General features: G+C 62.7%; 22 protein-coding genes, 1 tRNA gene and 1 pseudogene. 9 read left to right on the top strand and 15 right to left on the bottom strand.

Features of this window, described 5'->3' with window-relative positions; genetic code table 11:
* Positions 1-8 precede the first annotated feature (8 nt).
* Together Q0833_RS12250 and Q0833_RS12245 are read left to right on the top strand one after the other, a co-directional pair.
* Positions 9-1,103: a glycosyltransferase gene (locus Q0833_RS12250; protein WP_298434747.1), complete on the top strand. Its 1,095-nt coding sequence runs from the start codon at positions 9-11 to the stop codon at positions 1,101-1,103.
* Entirely contained in the window at positions 1,100-2,284 is a 1,185-nt protein-coding gene (locus tag Q0833_RS12245; RefSeq protein WP_298434744.1) for a glycosyltransferase, read from the top strand. Before Q0833_RS12250 ends, Q0833_RS12245 begins: the two co-directional genes overlap by 4 nt.
* 309 nt (positions 2,285-2,593) lie before the next feature.
* Here Q0833_RS12245 and Q0833_RS17885 read toward each other — a convergent pair.
* The 3 genes and pseudogenes from Q0833_RS17885 to Q0833_RS12230 all read right to left on the bottom strand — a co-directional run.
* Positions 2,594-2,716: pseudogene (locus tag Q0833_RS17885) on the bottom strand (hypothetical protein); the annotation flags it as partial.
* A 113-nt stretch (positions 2,717-2,829) separates the two neighbouring features.
* Positions 2,830-2,985, bottom strand: a complete 156-nt coding sequence (locus tag Q0833_RS12235) for a hypothetical protein (protein ID WP_298434738.1) — start codon at positions 2,983-2,985, stop codon at positions 2,830-2,832.
* Between the two features lie 120 nt (positions 2,986-3,105).
* On the bottom strand, positions 3,106-3,981 hold the full coding sequence (locus tag Q0833_RS12230) for a LysR family transcriptional regulator (RefSeq protein ID WP_298434735.1): 876 nt from the start codon (positions 3,979-3,981) through the stop codon (positions 3,106-3,108).
* A gap of 136 nt (positions 3,982-4,117) precedes the next feature.
* Between Q0833_RS12230 and Q0833_RS12225 the strand changes: the two genes are divergently transcribed.
* The 3 genes from Q0833_RS12225 to Q0833_RS12215 are packed head-to-tail and all read left to right on the top strand — an operon-like array spanning position 4,118 to position 5,762.
* A complete protein-coding gene (locus tag Q0833_RS12225) occupies positions 4,118-5,074 on the top strand; it encodes a haloalkane dehalogenase (protein ID WP_298434732.1) in 957 nt (318 codons plus the stop codon).
* Complete coding sequence (locus tag Q0833_RS12220) at positions 5,071-5,376, top strand: DUF1330 domain-containing protein (RefSeq protein WP_298434729.1); 306 nt, start codon at positions 5,071-5,073, stop codon at positions 5,374-5,376. The genes Q0833_RS12225 and Q0833_RS12220 overlap by 4 nt, the downstream gene beginning before the upstream one ends.
* Complete coding sequence (locus Q0833_RS12215; RefSeq protein ID WP_298434726.1) at positions 5,373-5,762, top strand: MAPEG family protein; 390 nt, start codon at positions 5,373-5,375, stop codon at positions 5,760-5,762. Before Q0833_RS12220 ends, Q0833_RS12215 begins: the two co-directional genes overlap by 4 nt.
* A gap of 55 nt (positions 5,763-5,817) precedes the next feature.
* On the opposite strand, the gene Q0833_RS12210 is transcribed toward Q0833_RS12215, so the two are convergent.
* On the bottom strand, positions 5,818-6,564 hold the full coding sequence (locus Q0833_RS12210) for an SDR family NAD(P)-dependent oxidoreductase (RefSeq protein ID WP_298434723.1): 747 nt from the start codon (positions 6,562-6,564) through the stop codon (positions 5,818-5,820).
* 114 nt (positions 6,565-6,678) lie between these two features.
* On the opposite strand from Q0833_RS12210, the gene Q0833_RS12205 reads away from it, so the two are divergent.
* On the top strand, positions 6,679-7,563 hold the full coding sequence (locus Q0833_RS12205) for a LysR family transcriptional regulator (protein ID WP_298434720.1): 885 nt from the start codon (positions 6,679-6,681) through the stop codon (positions 7,561-7,563).
* Positions 7,564-8,632: 1,069 nt separating this feature from the next.
* Here the strand turns inward: Q0833_RS12205 and Q0833_RS12200 are convergent.
* The 5 genes from Q0833_RS12200 to Q0833_RS12180 form a co-directional block, all read right to left on the bottom strand.
* Positions 8,633-10,312 (bottom strand): ATP-binding protein, encoded by a 1,680-nt coding sequence (locus Q0833_RS12200; protein ID WP_298434717.1) that lies wholly within the window; start codon positions 10,310-10,312, stop codon positions 8,633-8,635.
* Positions 10,313-10,428: 116 nt separating this feature from the next.
* Positions 10,429-10,851 (bottom strand): very short patch repair endonuclease, encoded by a 423-nt coding sequence (locus tag Q0833_RS12195; protein WP_298434716.1) that lies wholly within the window; start codon positions 10,849-10,851, stop codon positions 10,429-10,431.
* Positions 10,832-11,887 carry a DNA cytosine methyltransferase gene (locus tag Q0833_RS12190; protein WP_298434714.1) on the bottom strand — a complete coding sequence of 352 codons (1,056 nt, stop codon included), beginning with the start codon at positions 11,885-11,887 and terminating at the stop codon, positions 10,832-10,834. The genes Q0833_RS12195 and Q0833_RS12190 overlap by 20 nt, the downstream gene beginning before the upstream one ends.
* Positions 11,884-12,600, bottom strand: a complete 717-nt coding sequence (locus Q0833_RS12185; protein WP_298434712.1) for an MAE_28990/MAE_18760 family HEPN-like nuclease — start codon at positions 12,598-12,600, stop codon at positions 11,884-11,886. The genes Q0833_RS12190 and Q0833_RS12185 overlap by 4 nt, the downstream gene beginning before the upstream one ends.
* The gene (locus tag Q0833_RS12180; RefSeq protein WP_298434710.1) at positions 12,597-13,643 is read right to left on the bottom strand and encodes a DUF262 domain-containing protein; all 1,047 of its coding nucleotides are present in this window, start codon (positions 13,641-13,643) and stop codon (positions 12,597-12,599) included. Before Q0833_RS12180 ends, Q0833_RS12185 begins: the two co-directional genes overlap by 4 nt.
* Before the next feature lie 353 nt (positions 13,644-13,996).
* On the opposite strand from Q0833_RS12180, the gene Q0833_RS12175 reads away from it, so the two are divergent.
* Both Q0833_RS12175 and Q0833_RS12170 read left to right on the top strand, forming a co-directional pair.
* Entirely contained in the window at positions 13,997-14,833 is an 837-nt protein-coding gene (locus Q0833_RS12175; RefSeq protein ID WP_298434708.1) for a DUF3883 domain-containing protein, read from the top strand.
* Between the two features lie 795 nt (positions 14,834-15,628).
* Positions 15,629-15,937 carry a hypothetical protein gene (locus tag Q0833_RS12170; RefSeq protein WP_298434706.1) on the top strand — a complete coding sequence of 103 codons (309 nt, stop codon included), beginning with the start codon at positions 15,629-15,631 and terminating at the stop codon, positions 15,935-15,937.
* Here Q0833_RS12170 and Q0833_RS12165 read toward each other — a convergent pair.
* The 3 genes from Q0833_RS12165 to Q0833_RS12155 form a co-directional block, all read right to left on the bottom strand.
* Complete coding sequence (locus tag Q0833_RS12165) at positions 15,856-17,124, bottom strand: DUF6538 domain-containing protein (RefSeq protein ID WP_298434704.1); 1,269 nt, start codon at positions 17,122-17,124, stop codon at positions 15,856-15,858. The two genes, Q0833_RS12170 and Q0833_RS12165, sit on opposite strands and share 82 nt — an antisense overlap.
* A 142-nt stretch (positions 17,125-17,266) precedes the next feature.
* Positions 17,267-17,356: transfer RNA gene (locus Q0833_RS12160), tRNA-Ser, on the bottom strand.
* A gap of 47 nt (positions 17,357-17,403) precedes the next feature.
* Positions 17,404-17,763, bottom strand: a complete 360-nt coding sequence (locus Q0833_RS12155) for a DUF4260 domain-containing protein (RefSeq protein ID WP_298434702.1) — start codon at positions 17,761-17,763, stop codon at positions 17,404-17,406.
* 88 nt (positions 17,764-17,851) lie between these two features.
* On the opposite strand from Q0833_RS12155, the gene Q0833_RS12150 reads away from it, so the two are divergent.
* Positions 17,852-18,748, top strand: coding sequence for a LysR family transcriptional regulator (locus Q0833_RS12150; RefSeq protein ID WP_298434700.1), 897 nt, complete (start codon positions 17,852-17,854; stop codon positions 18,746-18,748).
* On the opposite strand, the gene Q0833_RS12145 is transcribed toward Q0833_RS12150, so the two are convergent.
* The 3 genes from Q0833_RS12145 to Q0833_RS12135 all read right to left on the bottom strand — a co-directional run bounded on the left by Q0833_RS12145 (position 18,741) and on the right by Q0833_RS12135 (position 20,835).
* Complete coding sequence (locus Q0833_RS12145) at positions 18,741-19,301, bottom strand: L,D-transpeptidase (RefSeq protein ID WP_298434698.1); 561 nt, start codon at positions 19,299-19,301, stop codon at positions 18,741-18,743. The two genes, Q0833_RS12150 and Q0833_RS12145, sit on opposite strands and share 8 nt — an antisense overlap.
* A gap of 181 nt (positions 19,302-19,482) precedes the next feature.
* Positions 19,483-20,580 (bottom strand): redox-regulated ATPase YchF, encoded by a 1,098-nt coding sequence (gene ychF, locus Q0833_RS12140; RefSeq protein ID WP_298434696.1) that lies wholly within the window; start codon positions 20,578-20,580, stop codon positions 19,483-19,485.
* A gap of 63 nt (positions 20,581-20,643) precedes the next feature.
* A complete protein-coding gene (locus tag Q0833_RS12135; protein WP_298434694.1) occupies positions 20,644-20,835 on the bottom strand; it encodes a hypothetical protein in 192 nt (63 codons plus the stop codon).
* Positions 20,836-20,844: the final 9 nt, after the last annotated feature.

The following is a 20,844-nucleotide window of genomic DNA, read 5'->3' as shown; positions in this document are numbered from 1 at the left end:
GACCGACCATGCGCATACTCTTCGCCGGCGGAAACGGCTGGCTGCCGGAAGCGAGCGGTGGCACGCAGAACAGCACCGATCACCTCATCCGGCAGAGCCTCGCCGAAGGCCATGACTGCGCCGTCTATTGCGGCACGTCGGGGCGGGGGTTCTTCGGGTGGCGGATGCGAGCGCAGCGCAAGCTGACCGGGCGCGCCTTCAGCGTCGATCGCGTCCTCGGCTACGAGGTGATGCGCACCTGGGAGCCGATGGACCCCGTTCGCGTCCGCGCCGCGATCGAGCGGTTCGCGCCGGACGTCGTCGTCGTCCAGACCCGCCGATCCGCCGTCCTCGGACAGCTCTTTGCCAAGCATGGCATACCGGTCGTGTTCTACCTTCGGAACGTCGAGTTTTCCGAGAACGACGGCGATGTCAGCGCGGTCGCGGGCGCGCGCTTCATCGCCAATTCGCCCTTCACCGCCGAGCGGTACAAGCGCGAATACGGGATCGAGAGCACGGTGATCCCGCCGACCATAGACTTCGAGAAATACCGGACCGAAACCACCCGCGAGATGACGACGCTCATCAATATCCACCCCAAGAAGGGCTACGAGATCGCCCGTGACATGGCGCGGGCCTGTCCCGACATCCCGTTCCTCTTCGTCGAGGCCTGGACGCTCTGGGAGGAGGATTTTCGCCGCACCAAGGACGAGATGGACGCCCTGCCGAACGTCACCTTCATGCGCCGGACCAACGACATGGATAAGGTTTACGGCCGGACCCGGATCCTCCTGGCCCCCAGCCAGTGGGAGGAAGCCTGGGGCCGCATCGCCTCGGAGGCGCATTGCAGCGGCATCCCCGTGATCGGATCCGACCGGGGCGGGTTGGGGCAGGCCATCGGGCCGGGCGGTATCGTGCTGCCCCACGACGCGCCCATCGCCGACTGGGTCGCCGCGTTGCGCAGCCTTTGGGACGACCCGGACGCCTATGCCGAGATGTCCGCCACGGCCGAGCGATATGCCCGGAGGCCGGAGCTCGATTTCACCCAGCAGTTCCGTACCTTCATCGGCGTCATCACCGAGGCGGCGGCGTCCGGCACCGCGCCCGACCGGAGATCCGCGTGAGGATCTGCTTCGTCGTCTCAACCTTCCCCGCGCGGTCCCAGACCTTCGTGACCGCACAGGTCATGCATGCGTTGCGGGCCGGTCATGACGTCACCGTCGCCTGTCGGCAGGCAGACGATGATGCGGGGCTGTCACCGGACAACGCAAGCCGACTGGAGCAGGTCAGGCGCGTCGACTGGCCGCCGCGCCTCGAGTCCTCGACGCGGTATCTTCCCCCGCGACTGCACGACGCGATCCGGCGCCGCGCGGAACGCTGGACATGGCGGCAGATCGAGAGCGACCTCGTGATCGCGCATTTTGGCTATGCCGGGGCCGCGGTCGCCCGCGCGCGCCAGCCGGGCAAGCCATCCCCGCCACTCGTCACGATATTCCACGGTCGCGACGTGAGCGTGGAGCATCACCGAAATGGTCTGCGGAAGTATCGCGGGCTCTTCGCGGCGGGCGACCTGTTCCTGACGGTGAACGAGCCGTTCGCCGAGCTTCTGGTCGCGGGCGGCGCGCCGCGCGCGCGGGTCGAGGTGCTACATCTCGGGGTGCCGACGGAGCGCTACACCTTCACACCGCCGCAGGCGTTCGGATCACGCAGCCTGCGCTTCGCCAGCGTCGCCCGGCTGGTGCCCAAGAAGGGCCTGCACGTCGCCATCGCGGCGCTGGCGCGACTCCGCCGCGAGGCGCCGGAGCTCGACTGGACGTACGAAATCGGCGGCTCGGGCCCTTGCGAGGAGGACCTGCGGAGGCAGGCGGCCGCCGCGGGTCTGGGCGATCGGATCCGGTTCCTCGGCCCCCTGTCGCACCAGTCCACGGTTGCCCTCATAGCCGACGCCGACGCCTTCCTCGCACCCAGCATCACGGCCGAGGATGGCGACCAGGAGGGCATACCCGTCACGCTGATGGAGGCGATGGCCTTGGGGACACCGGTCTGCACGACCCGCCATTCCGGGATCCCCGAACTCGTGTCCCACGGCCGGACCGGCCTGCTCTCAGACGAGGGAGACGCGGCCGCGCTCTGCGACAACCTGATCGCCTTGAGCGATGGCTCAGCGGACGCGGCGTCTCTGGCGACCGCGGCGCGACGCTGGATCGAACGCGAGTTCGACCTCTCCCGCCAGACCGACGCGCTCTTTGCACGCTGTCGGGCGGTCATGGGTAAAGAACATGCGGGAACGAACACCCCCCGCTAACCGCGATCTCAATGCTTCGACCCGGGGAACGGGGTGGGACGAATGGGTGGGTATGAGGTGTGGGGACGCCATCAGGCCTCCCCGATCGCGCGGCCCCTCGGACATGCCGGTGCAGGCGTGGTGGACGGCCTTCATGCGTGTGCCGGTGGCCAACTTCATCACCATGCGGTCGAACATGCCGCGCTTGCGCACCAGCCACGTGCCGAGCGGGCGCGAGCGCATCAGACGAAGCGGCGGCGGCAGGCGCAGGCCGTCGGCCTTCCGCGACGGGTGCAGCGGGTAGACGCCGAAGGAGTTCAGGATCACCAGCGCGCGGACGCGGGCCGGATGGCGCGCGGCCAGGGCGAGGCCGATTGGGCCGCCCAAATCCTGCAGAACGAGCGTGATACGGCGCAGGTCGAGACCGAGGACCAGCGCCTCCAGATCGCGCATACGCCCTTCGATGAAATAGCACCTTCCGCCTCGGGTTTGTCCGACAGGCCGGGGCCGATGTGATCGGGTGCGGCGACACGTATGCGATCCGACAATCCCATCACGAAGGCCCGTCAGAGGAAGGACCAGGTCGGGTTGCCATGCAGGCAGAGCACCGGGTCGCCCGAGCCTTCAATTACGTAGTGCATCCTGCCGTGGGGCAGGTCTGCGAAGTTGTGCGTGAAGGCATAGAGGTCGCGCGGGCCCAGCCGTTCGATGGTTTGCGCCACGCGGGCCTCGGCTTCGCTTCTGGTGTCGAGCGAATGGCATATCTCCGCTGTCCGAGGTCGGGCCACGGATCGCGGGACGGGCTGCAACGTCACGGCGCGATCTCGCAGGGCGCCGGTGCATCAATGCGACGGGGGGCGCCCTTCGATCCGGTCGCGCGCACCGCGCAGAACCCGTTCGAGGAACGCCATGACCGTCCGGACGCGCGCCGTGCCGCGCAGGTCGGGATGGGTCAGCAGCCAGATGTCGCGGGAGGGGCGCGGCGTGCGGTCGGTCGCGCGGACCAATCCTGGCGTCGCGTCCCCGATCAGGCAGGGCAGAAGCGCGACGCCCAGTCCCGCGCGGGCCGCGGCGACCTGTGCCTCGATCGACGGGAAGACGCCCCAAAGCGGCAGGCGCGGCAGGTCGGTCGCCGCGATCCAGCTATCGTCGCCCGCCGACCAGCCGAGCCATCGCGGGGCCGGGCGGTCGAGGTAGCCCGGCGCGGCATACGTCGCCTCGCCGTAGGGGAAGAGGCGCTTTCCAACCAGGGTTTCGGGCGGGTTGTTGTCCATGCGCAGCGCGACATCCGCCTCGCGTCGGGCCAAGTCGCGCAGATCGTAGCCGGTGTCGAATCGCAGCTCCAAACCGGGATGGGCCGCGACCAGCTCGGGCAGGCGCGCGGCGATCAGCCGGACGAAGACCGGCTCGGCCACGGTGATGGTGACATGGCCGGTCAGGGCCGCGTCCCGGCCCTCGACCCGTCTGCGGGCCGCCACGAGCGCCTCGTCGAACCCGCGTCCGGCCTCTGCGACCTCCTCGCCCGAAGGCGTCAGGGCCCAGCCATCGGGCCGGCGGTCGAACAACCGCGCACCGATCCGCGCTTCGAGCGCGTCGATGCGGCGACCGACGGTCGTGTGATGGATGCCCAGCGCCGTGGCGGCACCCCGGACGGAGCGGGCGCGCGCAACGGCGAGCAGGGTTTGCACGGCATCCCAGTCCAGGGGGCGATCGGGCATGGAGGACCTCCGGCCAGCAGGTTGGCACAGGGCGCGCGTCGCATCAACGCACCACACCATCGCGAAATCGCGCCTCGCAGGTGCACAATCGCGATGTCTAGTCTCAGGTATTGCCCTTTCCGACCGGAGATACGTCATGCGACCGATCCTGCCCGCGCTTGCCGCGCTGATGCTCACCGCCGCGCCCGTCCTGGCGCAGGCCGCGTTCCCTTTCGAGAAGAAGACGATGGAGGTCCTGGGCTCGACCATGGCCTATGTCGACGAAGGCGAGGGGCCAGCAATCCTGATGCTGCACGGCAACCCGACCTCCTCCTATCTCTGGCGCAACATCATCCCCCACGTGGCCGACGATTACCGGGTCATCGCGCCCGACCTGATAGGGATGGGGGACAGCGGAAAGCCGGACATCGCCTACACGTATGAAGATCACGCGATGTATCTGGACGCGCTTCTGGGCAGGCTGGATCTGGGCGAGGTCGTGCTCGTGGTTCACGATTGGGGCTCCGTCCTCGGCATGGAGATTGCGCGCAACGAGGAGGGCACCGGCCGGATCCGCGGCCTCGCCTTCATGGAGGCGGGGATTCCGCCCGCTTTGCCCGCGCCGTCGCTCGAGGCGCTCGGTCCGCAGAACGCGGAGCTCTTCCGCGCGCTCCGCTCGCCCGCGGGCGTGAGGATGGTGCTGGAGGACAACTTCTTCGTCGAGGAGGTGCTGGGCAAGATCGCGGTCGCCACGCCGCTGTCCGACGAGGTCATGGAGAACTATCGCGCCCCGTTCCCCACGCCCGAAAGCCGCCGCCCGACGCTGGAATGGCCCCGCCAGATCCCCATCGGGGGCGAGCCCGCGCACACGGCGGAGGTGATCGCGGCAAACGGTGAATGGCTCTATTCGACGGATGTGCCGAAGCTGATGTTCTCGGTCGTGCCCGGCGCCCTGATGCCGCCGCCCGTGGTCGAACATGTCGCGGCGAATGCGTCGAACCTGACCCATGTGCCATTGGGCGCGGGCGTGCATTTCGTGCAGGAGGACCACCCGGACGCCATCGGCGCGGCCCTGTCCGACTGGCTCGCCACCCTGCCGGAGCCGGGGCAATGAGCCGCGTCGTGATGGTCGTTTCGCCGGCGGTGTCCGACATGGAGGCGTTGCTGCGCGATTACGCGGGGCCGATTCAGGCGATCAACGCGCGCCACGGGGTCGAGACGCTCGCCGTCGCGCCCCAAGCGGAGATGCTGGAGGGCGAGGCGGGTGGCGTTTTGGCGATCCTGCGCTTTCCCGACCGCGCAGCCTTCGACGCCTGGTCCGCCGACCCGGACAACGCGCCGCTGCGGGCGCGACGCCAGGCGCTGTTCGATCCCGCCCGATCCTTCGTCGCCATCGCTCAGGAGGCCATGACATGACAGCGACCACCGCCCTGATCCTCTATGCGCTCATCTCGATGACGGCGCTGACCGTCGAGATCGTCTACGCCTATGCCAGCCAAGGGTTCGGCTACGGCTTCTCGTCAAACCGACCCGCGATCACCCGCACGCCGTTCGGGCTGCGCCTCGAGCGGGCCTGGCGCAACCAGGTCGAGAGCGCGGCCTACGTCCTGCCCGTCCTCGCGGCGGCCGCGGCATCCGGCGCAACCGGTCCGGGCGTCTCGACCGCGCTTGCGGTCGTGGTCGCGGGCCGGGCCTGGTTCGTGCTGCTCTACTACACGGGCCTGCCCTTCGCGCGGATCCTGGGCTTCTCGGCCGCGTCGCTGGGCTCGCTCTACCTCGCGGTGACGATGCTGACGGGCTGACCGTTGCCTGGAACAGAAGGGGCGAGCGGGCGCGCCGGCCCGCCCGTCCCGACGCTCAGATGGACTGCCCGCCCGAGACCTCGATCCGCTCGCCGTTGAGCCAGCCCATCCGGTCCGACAGGATCGCCGCCACGGCGCCACCGATATCGTCGGCCTCGCCCGGCCGCCCGAGCGCTATGGTCGAGGACACGAACCCGCGGACCTCTTCGTTGTCGCGCACCGCGCCGCCGCCGAAATCGGTGGCGATGGCGCCCGGCGCGATGGTGTTCACCCGGATGCCCCGCGCGCCCAGCTCCGCTGCGCCGTAGCGGGTCAGAACCTCCACCGCGCCCTTCATCGCCGCGTAGGCGCCGTAACCGGGGATCGCGAAGCGGGCCAGACCCGAGGACACGAAGAGGATGCGCCCGCCATCCGCCATCATCGGCAGCACGGCGCGGGTCAACGCATAGGGCGCGCGGACATGGATGCGGTACATCCGGTCCATGACATCGAGGTCGGTGTCCGCAAAGGGCGCGTGGGCCCCCACGCCGGCATTGTTCACCAGATGGTCGAGCCGTTCGGCGCCAAGCTCGGCCAGCGCGCCCTTCAGCTCGGTGGCGAATGCCTCGGCGTCGGTCGCTTCGGCATCATAGCGCAACATGACGGCCCGGGCGCCGGCGGAGCGGATCTCGGCTGCGACGGCTCCCGCCTCGGCCTCCGACGACCGGTATGTGCCGACAACGTCTATGCCGTCCTGCGCGAGATGGAGCGCCGCGGCGCGGCCGAGGCCGCGGCTGGCGCCGGTGATGAGAGCGGTTGTCATAGCTGGTCTCCTTGCAACGTGGATCGTGCGATGACCCCTAGCTATGCGCATCGACTGCGTGCGATAATCCGTCTGATCCGGCATAGCCTGTCCGGATATCCGAACGATGAGTCCATGCGCCCCAGCCTCGATACGCTCCACCAGTTCTCCGTCCTCGCCCGTCGCCTCAGCTTCCGTGCCGCCGCGGCCGAGCTCGGCCTCGCGCCCTCGACGCTCTCCGAGCGCATCCGCGAGCTCGAGGCGCGAATGGGCGTCCGCCTCTTCAACCGGTCGACCCGGTCCGTCGCCCTGACCGAGGAGGGACGGCGCCTGAACGCGCGCGTGGCCGATGCCGCAGCCGTGCTCGCCGACGCGGCCCGGCCGATCCAGGGCGGCGACACGCTCACGGGCCGCATCCGCATCAACGGGCCGCGCCCGGCCCTGGAGTTGCGCCTGATGTCGCTGGTCGCCTCCTTCGCCGCGATCCATCCGGGCGTGAGCTTCGAACTCCTGGCCCAGAGCGACCTGATCGACATCGTCGCGGGCGGCTTCGACGCCGGCGTGCGCTATGACGACCGGCTCGACGGGGACATGATCGCGGTCCGGCTCGGCGCGCCGCAGCGCATGGTCGTGGTCGGCAGCCCTGCCTATCTGGACGCGCGGGGCCGGCCCGAGACCCCCGAGGATCTGGCCGATCACGACTGCATCGCCCATGTCTTCGCCGGCGGCACGGCCTTGCCATGGTCGCTGGAGAAAGACGGTCGACCGGTCGAATTCGTTCCCCAAGGCGCGCTGCGCGTGAACGGCATCGAGCTCGTCGCGGCGCGGGCAGGGCTCGGCCTGGCCTATCTCTTCGACGAATATGCCGCCGCCGACCTCACCGCGGGGACGCTCGAGACGGTGATGGGCGACTGGACCCCGCCCTTCGACGCGCCGTCGCTCTACTACACCGAGCGCCGTCTGATGCCGCCCGCGCTCCGCGCCTTCGTCGATCACGTCAAGGTGCACCGGAACGGCTAGGCAGCACGCCTTTGAACGCCCAGCGCGCGGACAGTGTTTCGCCGAAGCAACCGTCCGTTTCGCGATCGACGATCCAGACGAGGTCTCTGCGGAGGCGGGTTCGGCAAGGGCGAGGGCGCGGACCGGTGACCATCGAACCCTGTCGCGAGTGGTCACGCGACAGCGCCGATAGCCTCAAACTTCTGCTGAATTCATTGAGGCCCAGACCGCATTTGTGACGCGAAGCGCTAAGATGGCGATCTGCTTGGCGTGGCATTCTCGTCCAATGAGACGGAGGGAGGTGGCGGCGATCGGCGGTACGACATGGTCGTCTCGGGTCAGGGGAAGAACGGCACGAAGAACGTGTGCCGATAGCGCCGGTCGGGTCTTTCAAATCACGCAATGTCGTCTGCAGGACGGACACCAATGCCACGCGGCGGACGGACCGATCGTGATCTGCGCCGGATCGATCGGTGACGAGGTACTGGCCGCTTCCGTCGCCATGTGGCTTCCGGCCGAGATCCGCTGCAAAGATCCGTGCCAGCCGACCGGAATGCGCCGCCGACTCCATCCCTCACATCATACCACGCAGTGGGACAGAAGCAGGCAAAACGAACGATGCCCAGAGATCGCGACTTGCCTGAAAACGACTGAACGACAGCGGCTTCGCGGGTGTCCGCGCAGCCCAAGGTGACGTGGCAAATGGGGTGGTGGCGGAGACGAAGTCCGAAAGTTGTGCCTTATCAATCCTTTAAGTTGTTGATTTTGGTTGAAGCCTGATTTGGATGCGCTGCACATTGTGCAGCAAAACGTGCAGCAAATTCGGGCAAAATTGTCGATTCAAGTGAAGTGGCCGAGGATTCGCTCGGTTCTAAGAAGCGGTGAAAATCTTCATTCTTCTATGGTCCGCTGCTGAAGCGACCAACTCTAGCTCTGAAAAGGTCTCGCAAAGCGTCGAAGATGTACTTTGTCGAATACGGCCCTTTCAAAAGCGCTTCGAGGCCACGCAAAGAGAACTCTACGACAGTGTAGCAAAGGATCGAACGTAGACCTTAGATCCGGCTATTCCGAAGCGGTTCGTTTTGGCGAGCTAGCTCGTTCTGACCCTTTCCAGTAACCGAGCTAAGCGCGCCTTGATGTTCTCAAGGGTTATGCTCAACTGCGTTTTCGCATTTGAGGTGAGCAGGCTGGTATGGCCCACTGCATTTCGAATTGGGGTGTAGGTCGTTTGGTCCTGATATAACGGGGTCGGCCTACCGCTGGAGTCATTCTTTCCGCCTTCCGACATAATGCTAAGCTCCTTCATCCCAAGGTGCCCTAGGTCGTCAACAGAGCGAGTTATATCGTAGCTGATGTTCGCAGCTGCGAGGTTTTCTTCTTCTCTTTTTTTCCATTTTTCGATCTCATCCACGGCTGGCTTGGTTAGAGGAAGTGATTGGTTTTTTATGAATTGTCGAATTAGGTTCTCCGAGAGAAAACAGTCGATATAGGCGGAGATATTGAACTCGGCATCGGGTCGAAGTCTTCTAAGCCAATCCTCGACTTCACCTCGCTGCGGCGTCCCAGGCGGAGGGGAGAACTCCTTTTCGGTCTCTGACACAAGGGCCTTGGCTTTTCGTTGCTTCTTGGAAACGCGCGGGTTTTCGTCATCACCCTCTTCGTCCCTACTAAGACGCAAAGCATCCCACTCGTCGAGTATCCTCGGCACCAAATCTTTCTTGAGGTACTCCAGAAGCTCATTAAAGGAAGCGTCGTCTTCGACAATACCCTCACGGCTACTGGTGAACGGATCCTTGCCCGTGCGGTCCATGCTATCATAGTGAACTTGGCCGTAGAGGTAGCTTTCGAGAATTCGTTGTGTCGGAATATGACGAAGAATATTCTTTTCGCGCAGGCGTCCGTTTACGAAGAGATCGACCGACGCCCTTTCTTCGGTCATGCTGATCTTTGCATCTCGCGGTTTTACGACAGTTGCCAGGAAGCCCTTGATCGGCAAATCTGTGACAACCCCATTCGGCTCTGCCTTCAGTTTTTGCATTCCTGAAGTGAAGGCGTCATCATATTTGTTGATGATCCACAAGAATTCGGTGTTACCGGAAAGATCACTTAGGTCGTTAACCGTAACCCGTTCTCCGTTTACATAGATATTGAATTCAGGATCGAAGAGCGAAAACTTGAAGCTCATCGCCAAGATCTTCTTGATGTAGGCCTCCGAGTTCTTCATTTTCTCCTTCATATTCTGAAATACGATGATCGTTCCGCGAGGATGATCAGTCATCAGGTCGCCGACTATGCTGGGGTCCAAACCCTCTAACTCATACTGCTGCGGTGTGAGGTCGTCGGTGATCGCACGATCGAGATCGTTATTGTCGATTGCGCCTCCGACATATTCCGTCGTCTCGGTTTTGGTGAAGATTGCGATGCGGTCCGCACAAGAGAGCAGCGCAAGTTTTCCAATTCCTTTAGCTCCGATGAACGGCCTTTTTCCATCTGAGAGCCTCTTTCCATCTTTACGTTTGGAGTATCCGATTTTGAGAAACTTGTTTTGGAAATCGCCAGCGTCCATTCCAACCCCATCATCCTTGATGGAGAACGAAGAGTTCGACCGATCAATATCGATCCAGACATTCTTTGAATCGGCGTCCCATGAATTCGAGATCGCTTCCCCGAGTACGGTAACGAAGTTTCTGTAAAGGTTCCTCCCAAGGTGGTTGAGGACACTGAGTGACAGCTCAAAACGAAACTGCTCGGATTTTCGGTCATCGTTCATTTTGAAACTCCGATTGACGGTAGTGATAAAAGGTTTTCGTCACAGGTGCCAGTTTGAGAGACACCGGCTTTTCGGATCACAAATTTACTTACTTTGAACGACATCATCTTCTTAGCTCACCTTAGGAACACCTTAAGTCGATCTTCTAGACAGATGAGATCCGAAGTTTCGCACTCCCAGATGATTAGACACTGCCATCCAAGAGCAATTAAGTCTTCTTGAACCCGTGCGTCACGCGCCTGGTTCGCCGCAAACTTTGCCTCCCAAAACTCTCTCCTTGTCTTGGGCGACGTGGACTTTCGACAACCTGGATGGCGATGCCAGAAACAGCCATGAACAAATATCACCTTCTTCCGCGGGCGAAACACGATGTCAGGCCGTCCGGGCAGCTCTTTGGCATGCAAGCGAAAACGATAGCCCAAACGGTGCAAAGTCTGCCGAACCACCATTTCAGGCTTTGTGTTCTTCGGCCCAATCCGCCGCATTAGCGCAGAGCGCGCGGGTTCGATATTTGGTGCCTCAGCCAAGCTTGTCGTCATGAGTCCTAACGTGCTCTACGAGAATCTCACCGATGAATTCGCCTAGGAGCACTGGAACCGCATTGCCGATCATGCGTCCCAAGACGTTAAAATTGATCGTCGCACCAGGTGCAACGAGGTCATAATCCTTCGGAAAGCTCTGCAGCATCGCCGCTTCGCGAAGACTGATTGCGCGATCCTGCTCGGGGTGTCCGAACCGACCATTTCCAAACCCATAACATTGCGTCGTCATGGTTGGCGACGGTTTATCCCACTCCATCCGTCCGTAAACCGATGGGTATGTCGAGCCTGTACTTCGTTTATGGCAGGCAGCGACGATTTCTTCCGGCCAGTCTCTCCAAGTTCCGCCAGGTTTTGAATGGCGGATTCGCTCCAAGTTCAACTCACTTAATGAGGCGGACGCATGGAGGGGATCGTTTAGGTCTGCTGTCCCCGCTTCTATAGGCGGCAGGTCAGAAATGGCATCTCTTACGGTGACCGGCGGTTTCGCTGACTCCGGGATTGTGATCGGTCCAAGGAGAGATGCGACCAATACCAAACGTTGCCGTTGCTGTGGCAGACCGATGTTGCGACCATCTACCACTGCAAAATCAACGAAATATCCAGCCTCGTCCAATGCACTTACGAAGTCTCGGAAAATCTGCTGCTTTTGGAGCGGTGGCACGTTCTCCATCGTGACTAGCGTCGGTCGAACGGCAAGGACAAGTTCGGAAAACGAAGACAGCAACTCCCAATCATCATGTGGTCCATTTCGTCTCGCTGATTGCGAATACGACGAAAAGGGTTGGCATGGAGCGCAACCTGCCAAGAGGGAAATCTCTGAGGCTTCAAATACCGATGCGATCTCAGAGGGATCAAGCTCCGCAACATCGGCTTCAATGAATTTGGCAGAATTGTTAGCTTCCAGTGGAAAACGGCATGCAGGATCCAAATCCACCCCAATTCGAACTTGAACGCCAGCACGCGTTAAACCATGCGTCAAACCTCCGACACCGCAGAACAGATCCACTGCAATAATCTGGTGTTCGCAGTTCATGCAACAATCTCCGCTTCGATCAGGTATTTCTTGCTTTCCAAGAAAGTTTGGTAGGACTCCGAAACAGCTCGAAGATAAGGCAATACGCGTCTAGCCAGACCTTCTAGGTCATCCAACGTGAGTTCGTTTGCACCACCCTCGAATGTGCTTGCACCGTGTGCGATAGCATTTCTTTTTCGCGCAAGATACTCCAAAGCCGTGGTGTCATCTCGGAAGGCCTTTTCGTAAGCTGCTCGCTTGATCCTGCGCGAAAGCACCAGTTGGCAGCCGAGGCGTTCAGCCACTTTGCGGATGGACTTGTCATCCCAACTACCTGGTTCTCCTTTGACCACAAATTCAGTCGGATTGTTGCCGGATGCCAACGTGCCACTGACCTGAGTTAGTCGCCTCAGCGCTCCATCACCAATCCTCTCTTCGCCACTCCAGATTTCCGAACGTACCCACTCTTTCAATACCAACGCTGTCCAACGGCGGGGTGCTTCCGTCACGACAGTTTGACCGACAGCAGTGAGTGTCCTAGTCGTGATTGCCTCAACGATATTGTAGAGGTGGATCAACAGGCCGGACTTCAATGTATTTATGTGCCGCACTTCGACATGGATATCGCCCTCGTCGACCAAGTCATCCACGCGTGCCTCAAGCATTCGCGCGATCGACAAATGTCGCGCAAATTCTTCTTCCCGCTCGTCAAGGTGGCTTAGAACATCAATCATCGTTCTGCCAACCAATCTCTGACTAGCCTAATACGGCCTAGAAGCTTGCTCTTAACGTTTGCAGCGTCCGATTTTGTTGCTTCCTTAAAAGGGGCGGATTCCAACAACGGAGTTATATCTGGTGAACGCAGCAAAAGATCTGGATCGGCGCGCAACGCCAATGCCGAGCCAACGGCGATGGACTCAAACCTCACACGTGGAACCTGATTGCCCGTCTGTGATTTCGTGAAGCCATTTGGCGAAACCGCGTTCACGAATTGCAGCGTCCGAAGGAACTCTTCACGCATTGCGTCGGCAGTAGGAGACGTATCATCTTGTTCTATTTCAGAAGAGATCCGGTCGTTAGCTTCCTTGACAAAGGAAAAATAGAACCGCCTAGGCTCTTCCTTGTAGCTCGGGATATCGCCATTACCCCCATCCGAGGCGACAAGCGTCGGGTCGAAACTCTCCAGATAAGCGAAAAATCGTGTCACCAACTCTTCGCGTTCTCGCTTATCTACCAAGGATCGGCTTATCGGTGTCAGTTCGACAAACTCGGGCGAATCGGCCAACTCGATGACCATGTCCATAAATGGCCCGGGCAAGCTGCCGCGCCTCACTTCGGCATCGTTTGCAGTCGTCCCACCTGTATTGATTCGTGCGAACATCTCCGTGCGCGTCACGGCATCCGTGGAGTTGTCGAGGATGATGACCCTCAGGGACTTCTCCGAGAACATCAGTCGCCGAGAGGGCGCGAAGTCCGAGAAACGCAGACCGTTAGCGGCAGGCAGGGTCTCCAACCCTCGTAGGGCAACCTTATCGTCCATGAAGTCGCGTATCGTTCTTATGCGTTGAGAACCGTCGACGATTTCCATTCTGCCTTCTTCGTCCTGCCAGAAGAACACGAACGGAATCGGCAACCCCATGAACACGGACTCGATGAATTTGGACTGTTTGGCCGGCGTCCAAACGAACTCACGCTGATAGCCCGGTACATAATACCTGTCTGCTTTCAGCTTTTGCACAATGAATTCAAAGGAATACTCCGTTACCGTGAATTTCACGGTCCTAGAATACTCCCTGATTTGCTTCTCCGCCTCGTCAACCTGTGCCGGGTCAGGAAGCCTTCTCTTTGACGTTTGAGCCATTTGCAACCCCACATATAGTACCTATAGACCACAATTCACCCCAGATAGTCCACCCGATTCCTACTGCGGGATTCCCAAAATTGGTCGTTTTTCGCCGGTTTTTGACCGTGCGTGATGTCCGCTATCCAGCTGTTCTTTTGTGCGGCATACTAAGGGGCCATGCACACCGTACGCTTTGACGTGTCCGTGACCGTCGAAATGCAATCCAACAGACTTCCCGCATCCCGCGATTTCGTGACATCGGCCAGACCTTCCCCTAGTCTGACGCGATGTCGAGCCAAGCGTGGACAGATGCAGAAAATGACCTGATCGTCGGGGATTACTTCGCGATGCTGGCTAACGATGTGGCAGGCCGTCCCTACAACAAAGCGGAGCATCGGCGGCAGCTTCTGCCGCTCCTCAACAACCGTTCGGACGGGTCGGTTGAGTTCAAACATCAGAACATCAGTGCCGTTCTCAAAGGGCTCGGTGAGGTCTGGATCACCGGGTACAAACCGGCGTTCAACTTCCAGACCAGCCTGGTCGACGCCGTCGCACGATGGCTGGCTATTAACCCCGGCTGGACGCACCGCACCCTTTCTTCCCGGCCAGTAGACGGCATGGCCGAGGCGGCGCAACTCTGGGTCGGGCCTGCACCGACGTTGACCAACCAACCGCCGCCTGACGAGCTTGGGCAGATGCTCCACATCGCCAAGAAATTCGACGTGGCCGCGCGGGACGAACGCAACCGCGCCCTTGGCAAGGCCGGAGAAGAGCGCGTCTTGAAGCACGAGCGCGACACGCTGACCGCAGCGGGGAGGGCGGACTTGGCGCAGCAAATCCGCTGGGTGTCCGAAGAAGACGGGGATGGCGCGGGCTATGATATTGCCAGTTTCGATGCAGACGGACGGCAGCGTCTCATCGAGGTGAAGACCACAAACGGGTGGGAACGCACGCCGTTCCATGTCTCCCGCAATGAGCTTGCAGTGGCAGATGAACGGCGCGAGGAATGGTGCTTGTTTCGCCTCTGGAACTTCGCACGAACGCCCAAGGCCTTCGAGTTGCGCCCACCGCTTGATGCGCATGTGTCGCTCACGGCGACCAGCTTTCAGGGAAGCTTTCACTGAGTAGTTTTGACGAGACACAGCCCCCGATACGGCGCACCAATGGAGCGCGAGATAAAAGAGTTGCCGCATCCGGCAGGCAACTGGTTGTTGTGACTGACTTTATGCAGCCGCACCCCTTTACGTGATGCGGCGACAATACGGTTAACGCACTGACTTTGCGAGAATAATTCGGCGGCACATTCCTGATGGGCGCTTTCTGCGGCGTCAAATTCAATGCAAAATCAGATATTTAGGTGCCTTTAAGCGGCAAGGGTTGGAGGGTTGCCGTGCGATTTCTTCGTCAACATCAGACACCTAGGCACGTGTTGCCGCACCTCTTTTATCTTGCGCTCCCATTGTTGGGCGCAAGATACCAACTCTCGATGCTCGGAGTCGTCGCCTCGTCTACGACTAGCTGCCTAGAGCAGGTTTCCGACATGTGCATACCTGCGGTTTGAAAACACTGCGAAATTCCAGGAAACCTGCACACGACCGATTTGCATGCACGCGAAAACGCTCGTCACGTCAGTGACTTGCGGCAGTCGTGGCAGGCGCTTTTATCTTGCCATCCCTCCTGTTGTCTCCTGCAGCCCTCCGAAACCAGCTCTTGGCGCGCGTTCAAAGTCCCAAACACGCAGACTCGCGCGACGCTCCCAGATGCATGATTCGGGGGCCGGGCGCGACCGCCAAGATGCCCACTTCGGTGCTTCGATTTGAGCCGCGCGTTCGGGAGGCTCCCCATCCGATCTGCACGCTGTGGCAGGTCGCTTTGCGCGGCGCGTTCGCTTGCTCTGCACAAGACGCACGCGCCGCCTCATGCTGCTCGACATGGCACCGTCACGCCCGTCAGCAACACGCACCGAACCGGCGCAGCCGGTCGATGCCGCGCGGATCGAGGCGGCGTTGGTGAAGGTCGCCGCGCTGGTCGCGGAAGACCCGGCCTTCGCGCCGATCTTCGAGCGGTTGGAGACAGAACTGGCCGCGGCCGTGAAGAAAGAGAAGCGGCTGTCGGAGGCGCAGCGTCGGGCGCGGGCGCTGCTGGCTCAGAATGCGAGACGGGCGACGAGTTCTGCGACGTGTTCCAGTGACGCGCCCTTGCCGTATCGTTCCCGGTCGAGCCGATGACCGAAAAGGTCGCGTCTGATCCGGTCATCGATCCCGGCGGCGAGCATCCGGTCCTCGAAGGCATGGCGCAGGGAGTACATCGAATGGCGCGGCGTCTCGAGCAGGTCGTTGGCGCGGAGGAACTTGTTCACGACCGCGCTGAGGGTCGCGCGGTTGCGGTAACGCGGGAAGCCTTGAGGGTACTGCTTGAGGGCTTCCAGCGAGACACCGGTCAGCGGGATCACCCGGCGGGCGTAGTGGCTCTTCAACTGCCGTCCCTCCGGTTCGATGGAGATATGGGGAACGTCGCAGTCCAGCCGGATCGTGTCCGCCGTGAGCGCTGCGCCTTCGGAGGGCCGGTAGCCCGTGTTGATCATCCCGAGAAGCAGAGCGCGGGCCTGACCGTTCAACCCGTCCAGCGCGCCTGGGGCGAGCAGGCGCGTCCTGATCCACTCCTCGCTGAATGGCGGGCGCGTCAGCTTCTCGCCCTCCTTGAAGGACAACTCGCCCAGCGGCAGCACCAGTCCAAGCCGCTTCATCATGTTCACGGTCTTCAACACGTCGCCCAGGTGGATCAGATCCTTGTTGGCCGAATTGGCCGTGACCTCGCCTGCCTCGATCCGGTCGAGCCAGTGCTGGCGAAAGTCCAGCATGTCGTCGCGGGTGATGTTGGCGATTTCCTTGTCGCCAACGACCGCGACGAAGTTCTTCACCGCCTTCTTGCGCGGCGCTTCCCATCGCCGCAGCTGGTCCTCACTCTTACCGAGAGTCTTCTCTTTGGCGAGGCCCCAATACAGCTCCAGTGCCTTGGTGACTGTAATGCGCGGCTCGGGAACGGTGCCGAGAAGGGCGGCGGCCTCGATAGCATCGGGCTGGTTCGCTGGAGCGGGAATGGCCTCGACGCGCTCTACGACTTCCTCAACCGGCAACTTGGCCACCGCCCCCGCATCCAAATACCGAAACCCGCGCGCCCGGGCGAGGTCGCGCGCGGCTTCGTAGCGGGCCTCTGCATCTTCACTATTCCCGGCCAGGCGCGCCTCCCAGGCCTCGATCATTTGGAACCACGCGCGATCTGCCTTGCTGCGGGCGATGGTCTCCGAGTCGGTGTGCAGGCTGATCCAGACGGTCTCGCGCGGCTCGATACCCCGATACCGACGCGGCACGCGACGGCGGAGGTGGTAGAGACGGCCTCGTTTCGCGATGCTCACGGCGGAGAAATCCCCCATTTGTGCAGCAAATTGTGTAGCAAAATATGCAGCAAATCAAGCGGACCAAACACCACCATCAGCGCGAAATCGCCGAATTTCGCCCTACTATCAGCCGGTTAAAAGACAGCGATTTTGAGGGAAATGGCGGAGACGAAGGGATTCGAACCCTCGAGACGGTTTCCCGCCTACTCCCTTAGCAGGGGAGCGCCTTCGACCACTCGGCCACGTCTCCGCCGACTGCTCTAGCAGCGGGCGTGTTGGGGGGACAAGTGCGAAAGGTCATGGCGTGGTGGTGAGGTGGGTGGAACGGAAGCCCGCCTGACGCTTGAGGCCGTAGCCGAGGGCGCGGTCCATGCCGATATGGGCGATCCAGATCAGCGCTGCGTCCGTGGCGAGGGCCGTATCCGTCAGCAGACCAACGGCCAGGAGAACGGCCGGAAGCGACGTCGTATGCGCCGCATTATAGGTCGCCGCGCCGATCTTCGGACCTCTCAGATAGGCGATCATCGCGAGGTCGGGGAGGAGGAGGGCGGACGCGAAGACGATCCAGCCGCCGCCCAAGGCAGCATATCCCCAGAGCGCTGCGGTCAGGAGGGCGAGGCCTTCGAGGCGGAGGAGGATCTGGATCGGTCGCGTCATCGGTGCCGCCTTTCTCTCCAAGACATCATCCATCGGTCTTCGTTGGATGGAAATTGTCGATCTCTGATCATCGGTGCATAAGAAAACGATGAACTCCGATTGGAACGCCATCGCCGCCTTCCTCGCCGTGCTGCGGCACGGCAGCCTGTCGGCTGCTGCGCGCGCGCTCGGATTGACGCAGCCCACGCTCCGGGGGCGGATCGCGGCGCTCGAGGCGGCGACAGGGCAGACGCTCTTTCTCCGGGGTCATACGGGGCTTGCGCCGACGCCGGAGGCCCTCGCGCTTCGATTGGAGGCCGAGGCGATGGAGGCGGCGCATCACGCGTTCCTGCGCCGCGCGTCGGCAGGTCAGGGGATCGAAGGTCGCGTCCGCATCACCGCAAGCGAGATCGTGGCGACGGAGCGGCTGCCCGGTCTGCTGGCACCGCTCCTCGAATGTCACCCCGGCCTTCGGGTCGAGGTCGCCGCGACGGACAGGGTGGGCAATCTGCCCCGGCTGGAGGCTGATCTGGCGGTGCGGCATGTCGCGCCGACGGGGGGCGCGCTCGTGTCGCGAAAGATGCCGGCGATCCCGCTGGGGCTCTATGCCACGCAAGACTATATCGACCGCTGCGGCATGCCGCGCGACTGGTCGGACATCGCCGAAACCCATGTGGTGGTCGGAGGCGACCGGACGGATCGACTGGGCGACTGGCTGGCGGAGGCGGGTCTGACACCGCCGCGGCACCGCAGCTGGCGCAGCGACAGCGACATCGCGCAACTCGGCGCGGTGCGGGCGGGTATCGGGATCGGAGTGGTTCAGCGCCCGCTGGCAGAGCGGTTCGGCCTTGTCCCCGTCGTGCCGGACCTGACCGGCGTGCTGCCGGTCTGGCTGGTGATGCATGAGGATCTGCGGCGTCGTCCGGGCATCCGCGCGGTGTTCGATGCGCTGGCCAAGGCGTTCGCCCGGCCGATGGGGCCGGACGAGGGGGCGGGTGTCAGGTGACCTTCGGGTGCAGCACGACGCGCGAGCGCATCGGCACGCGGTTGTAGAGGTCGACCGCCTGGTCGTTCACCAGACGTGCGCAGCCGTTGGACACCGCGGTGCCGATCGTACGGGGGGCATTGGTGCCGTGGATCCGCAGGAACGTGTCGCCCCGGCCCGGCTCGAAGAGATAGAGCGCGCGCGCGCCCAGCGGGTTGTTCGGGCCGCCGGGCATGCCGTCCTCGTACTGCTTGTAGGAGGCGGGGTCGCGGGCGATCATCTCGGGCGTCGGTGTCCAGGACGGCCATTCCTTCTTGGCGCCGACGTAGAATTCGCCCGATTCGTAGAGGCCGGGACGCCCGACGCCCACCATGTAGCGGATCGCGCGGCCGCCCGGCTGCGTCCAATAGAGCATGAAGCTGTCGGGGATCACGTGGATCTCATTGGGCGCGATGCCGTCGCGAATGCGGACCTGGACCGGCATCATGTCGGGAGCGAGCGCCTGCGCGGCGGCCTCGTGGGAGCCAAAGAGCGCCAGCGCGGCACTCCCGGCGATCAGTTGACGGCGATCCATGGTACGTACTCCTCGGCAGTCAGGCATAGCGGCGGTCGAGCGGGCCCCCCGGCCCACTCTCCAAACCCCTTTGGGGCCACAGGTGGGGTCAGATCGCAAGTTCACAACTCCGCGAGGGTGTTATTTCCCCGTGACCTGACGCAGTCATGCCGCAGCCGAGGTCGTCCCCGCGGGCAGTTCCTCAAGTGTTGAAGAGGAAATGCAGCACGTCGCCGTCCTTGACCGTGTAGCCCTTGCCCTCGGCCCGCATCTTGCCGGCTTCCTTGGCGGGCTGCTCTCCGCCCAACGCGACGAAATCGTCGTAGGCGATGGTCTCGGCCCGGATGAAGCCCTTCTCGAAATCGCCGTGGATGACGCCCGCCGCCTTGGGCGCGCTGGTGCCGTGCCGGATGGTCCAGGCCCGCGCTTCCTTGGGGCCGACGGTGAAATAGGTCTCCAGCGCCAGAAGCGCGTAGCCGGCGCGGATCAGGCGGTCGAGACCGGCCTCCTCGAGCCCCATTTCGGACAGGAACTCGGCGGCCTCCTCGTCGGACAGCTGCGCGATCTCTTCCTCGATCTGGGCCGAGATCACGACATGTGCGGCGCCTTGCGCGGCAGCCATCTCGGCCACGGCGGCGGAATGGGCGTTGCCGTCGGCAGCAGAGCCCTCATCGACATTGCAGACATAGAGGATCGGCTTCGACGTCAGGAGCTGGAGCATCGTCCAGGCCCGGCGATCCTCCTCGGCGACCTCGACGGTGCGCGCGGGGCGCCCCGCCTCGAGCGCCGTCAGCGCCGCCTTCAGCAGCCGCTCCTGCGTCACCGCCTCCTTGTCGCCGCCGCGGATCTTGCGGCTGAGGCCCGCGATCCGCTTCTCGATCGATTCCATGTCCGCGATCATCAGCTCGGTCTCGATGATTTCGGCATCCTCGACCGGGTTCACGCGGTCCTCGACATGGGTGACGTCGCCGTCTTCGAAGCAGCGGAGCACATGGGCGATGGCGTCGGTCTCGCGGATATTGGCGAGGAACTGGTTGCCCAGGCCTTCGCCCTTCGACGCACCCTTCACGAGACCCGCGATGTCGACGAAGGTCATGCGCGTCGGGATGACCTGCTTCGACTTGGCGATCTCGGCCAAGCGGTCGAGCCGCGCGTCGGGCACGGCCACGTCCCCGACATTCGGCTCGATGGTGCAGAACGGGAAATTCGCGGCCTGCGCGGCGGCGGTCTTCGTCAGCGCGTTGAAGAGGGTCGACTTGCCGACATTCGGCAGACCGACGATACCCATCTTGAAACCCATGCGGCGTCCTCCTCAGCAGACCGCGCCGCCATAGCGGCGGCGGGGCAGGGGGGCAAGCGGGGCCTAGCGGGCGACGTCCTTGTTGCGACGCTCGAAGATGATGAACCAGGCCAGCAGGATGAACATCGGGTGGCCGAGGCCGCCGGATATGAGGATGGCCGGGATCCAGATGAGGAACGTCACGATCCCGAGGATCGGACGGCCCGCAAGGAAGATCGACAGCGGCGGGAGCAGGATGGCGAGCAAGTAATTCATGCCACCCGA

The organism is uncultured Jannaschia sp., assembly GCF_947503795.1.
In the GTDB taxonomy this organism is placed as follows: domain Bacteria; phylum Pseudomonadota; class Alphaproteobacteria; order Rhodobacterales; family Rhodobacteraceae; genus Jannaschia.
Note: the sequence above shows the minus strand (reverse complement) of the source record. Positions and strands in the feature narration are given on the sequence as shown.

Bases quoted from the DNA above. Each gene is read 5' to 3' on its own strand.
- Q0833_RS12250 (WP_298434747.1), top strand. From the start codon at position 9: ATGCGCATACTCTTCGCCGGCGGAAACGGCTGGCTGCCGGAAGCGAGC.
- Q0833_RS12230 (WP_298434735.1), bottom strand. From the start codon at position 3,981: ATGCCCGATCGCCCCCTGGACTGGGATGCCGTGCAAACCCTGCTCGCC.
- Q0833_RS12225 (WP_298434732.1), top strand. From the start codon at position 4,118: ATGCGACCGATCCTGCCCGCGCTTGCCGCGCTGATGCTCACCGCCGCG.
- Q0833_RS12220 (WP_298434729.1), top strand. From the start codon at position 5,071: ATGAGCCGCGTCGTGATGGTCGTTTCGCCGGCGGTGTCCGACATGGAG.
- Q0833_RS12215 (WP_298434726.1), top strand. From the start codon at position 5,373: ATGACAGCGACCACCGCCCTGATCCTCTATGCGCTCATCTCGATGACG.
- Q0833_RS12210 (WP_298434723.1), bottom strand. From the start codon at position 6,564: ATGACAACCGCTCTCATCACCGGCGCCAGCCGCGGCCTCGGCCGCGCC.
- Q0833_RS12205 (WP_298434720.1), top strand. From the start codon at position 6,679: ATGCGCCCCAGCCTCGATACGCTCCACCAGTTCTCCGTCCTCGCCCGT.
- Q0833_RS12200 (WP_298434717.1), bottom strand. From the start codon at position 10,312: ATGAACGATGACCGAAAATCCGAGCAGTTTCGTTTTGAGCTGTCACTC.
- Q0833_RS12195 (WP_298434716.1), bottom strand. From the start codon at position 10,851: ATGACGACAAGCTTGGCTGAGGCACCAAATATCGAACCCGCGCGCTCT.
- Q0833_RS12190 (WP_298434714.1), bottom strand. From the start codon at position 11,887: ATGAACTGCGAACACCAGATTATTGCAGTGGATCTGTTCTGCGGTGTC.
- Q0833_RS12185 (WP_298434712.1), bottom strand. From the start codon at position 12,600: ATGATTGATGTTCTAAGCCACCTTGACGAGCGGGAAGAAGAATTTGCG.
- Q0833_RS12175 (WP_298434708.1), top strand. From the start codon at position 13,997: ATGTCGAGCCAAGCGTGGACAGATGCAGAAAATGACCTGATCGTCGGG.
- Q0833_RS12170 (WP_298434706.1), top strand. From the start codon at position 15,629: ATGCTGCTCGACATGGCACCGTCACGCCCGTCAGCAACACGCACCGAA.
- Q0833_RS12155 (WP_298434702.1), bottom strand. From the start codon at position 17,763: ATGACGCGACCGATCCAGATCCTCCTCCGCCTCGAAGGCCTCGCCCTC.
- Q0833_RS12150 (WP_298434700.1), top strand. From the start codon at position 17,852: ATGAACTCCGATTGGAACGCCATCGCCGCCTTCCTCGCCGTGCTGCGG.
- Q0833_RS12145 (WP_298434698.1), bottom strand. From the start codon at position 19,301: ATGGATCGCCGTCAACTGATCGCCGGGAGTGCCGCGCTGGCGCTCTTT.
- ychF (WP_298434696.1), bottom strand. From the start codon at position 20,580: ATGGGTTTCAAGATGGGTATCGTCGGTCTGCCGAATGTCGGCAAGTCG.
- Q0833_RS12135 (WP_298434694.1), bottom strand. From the start codon at position 20,835: ATGAATTACTTGCTCGCCATCCTGCTCCCGCCGCTGTCGATCTTCCTT.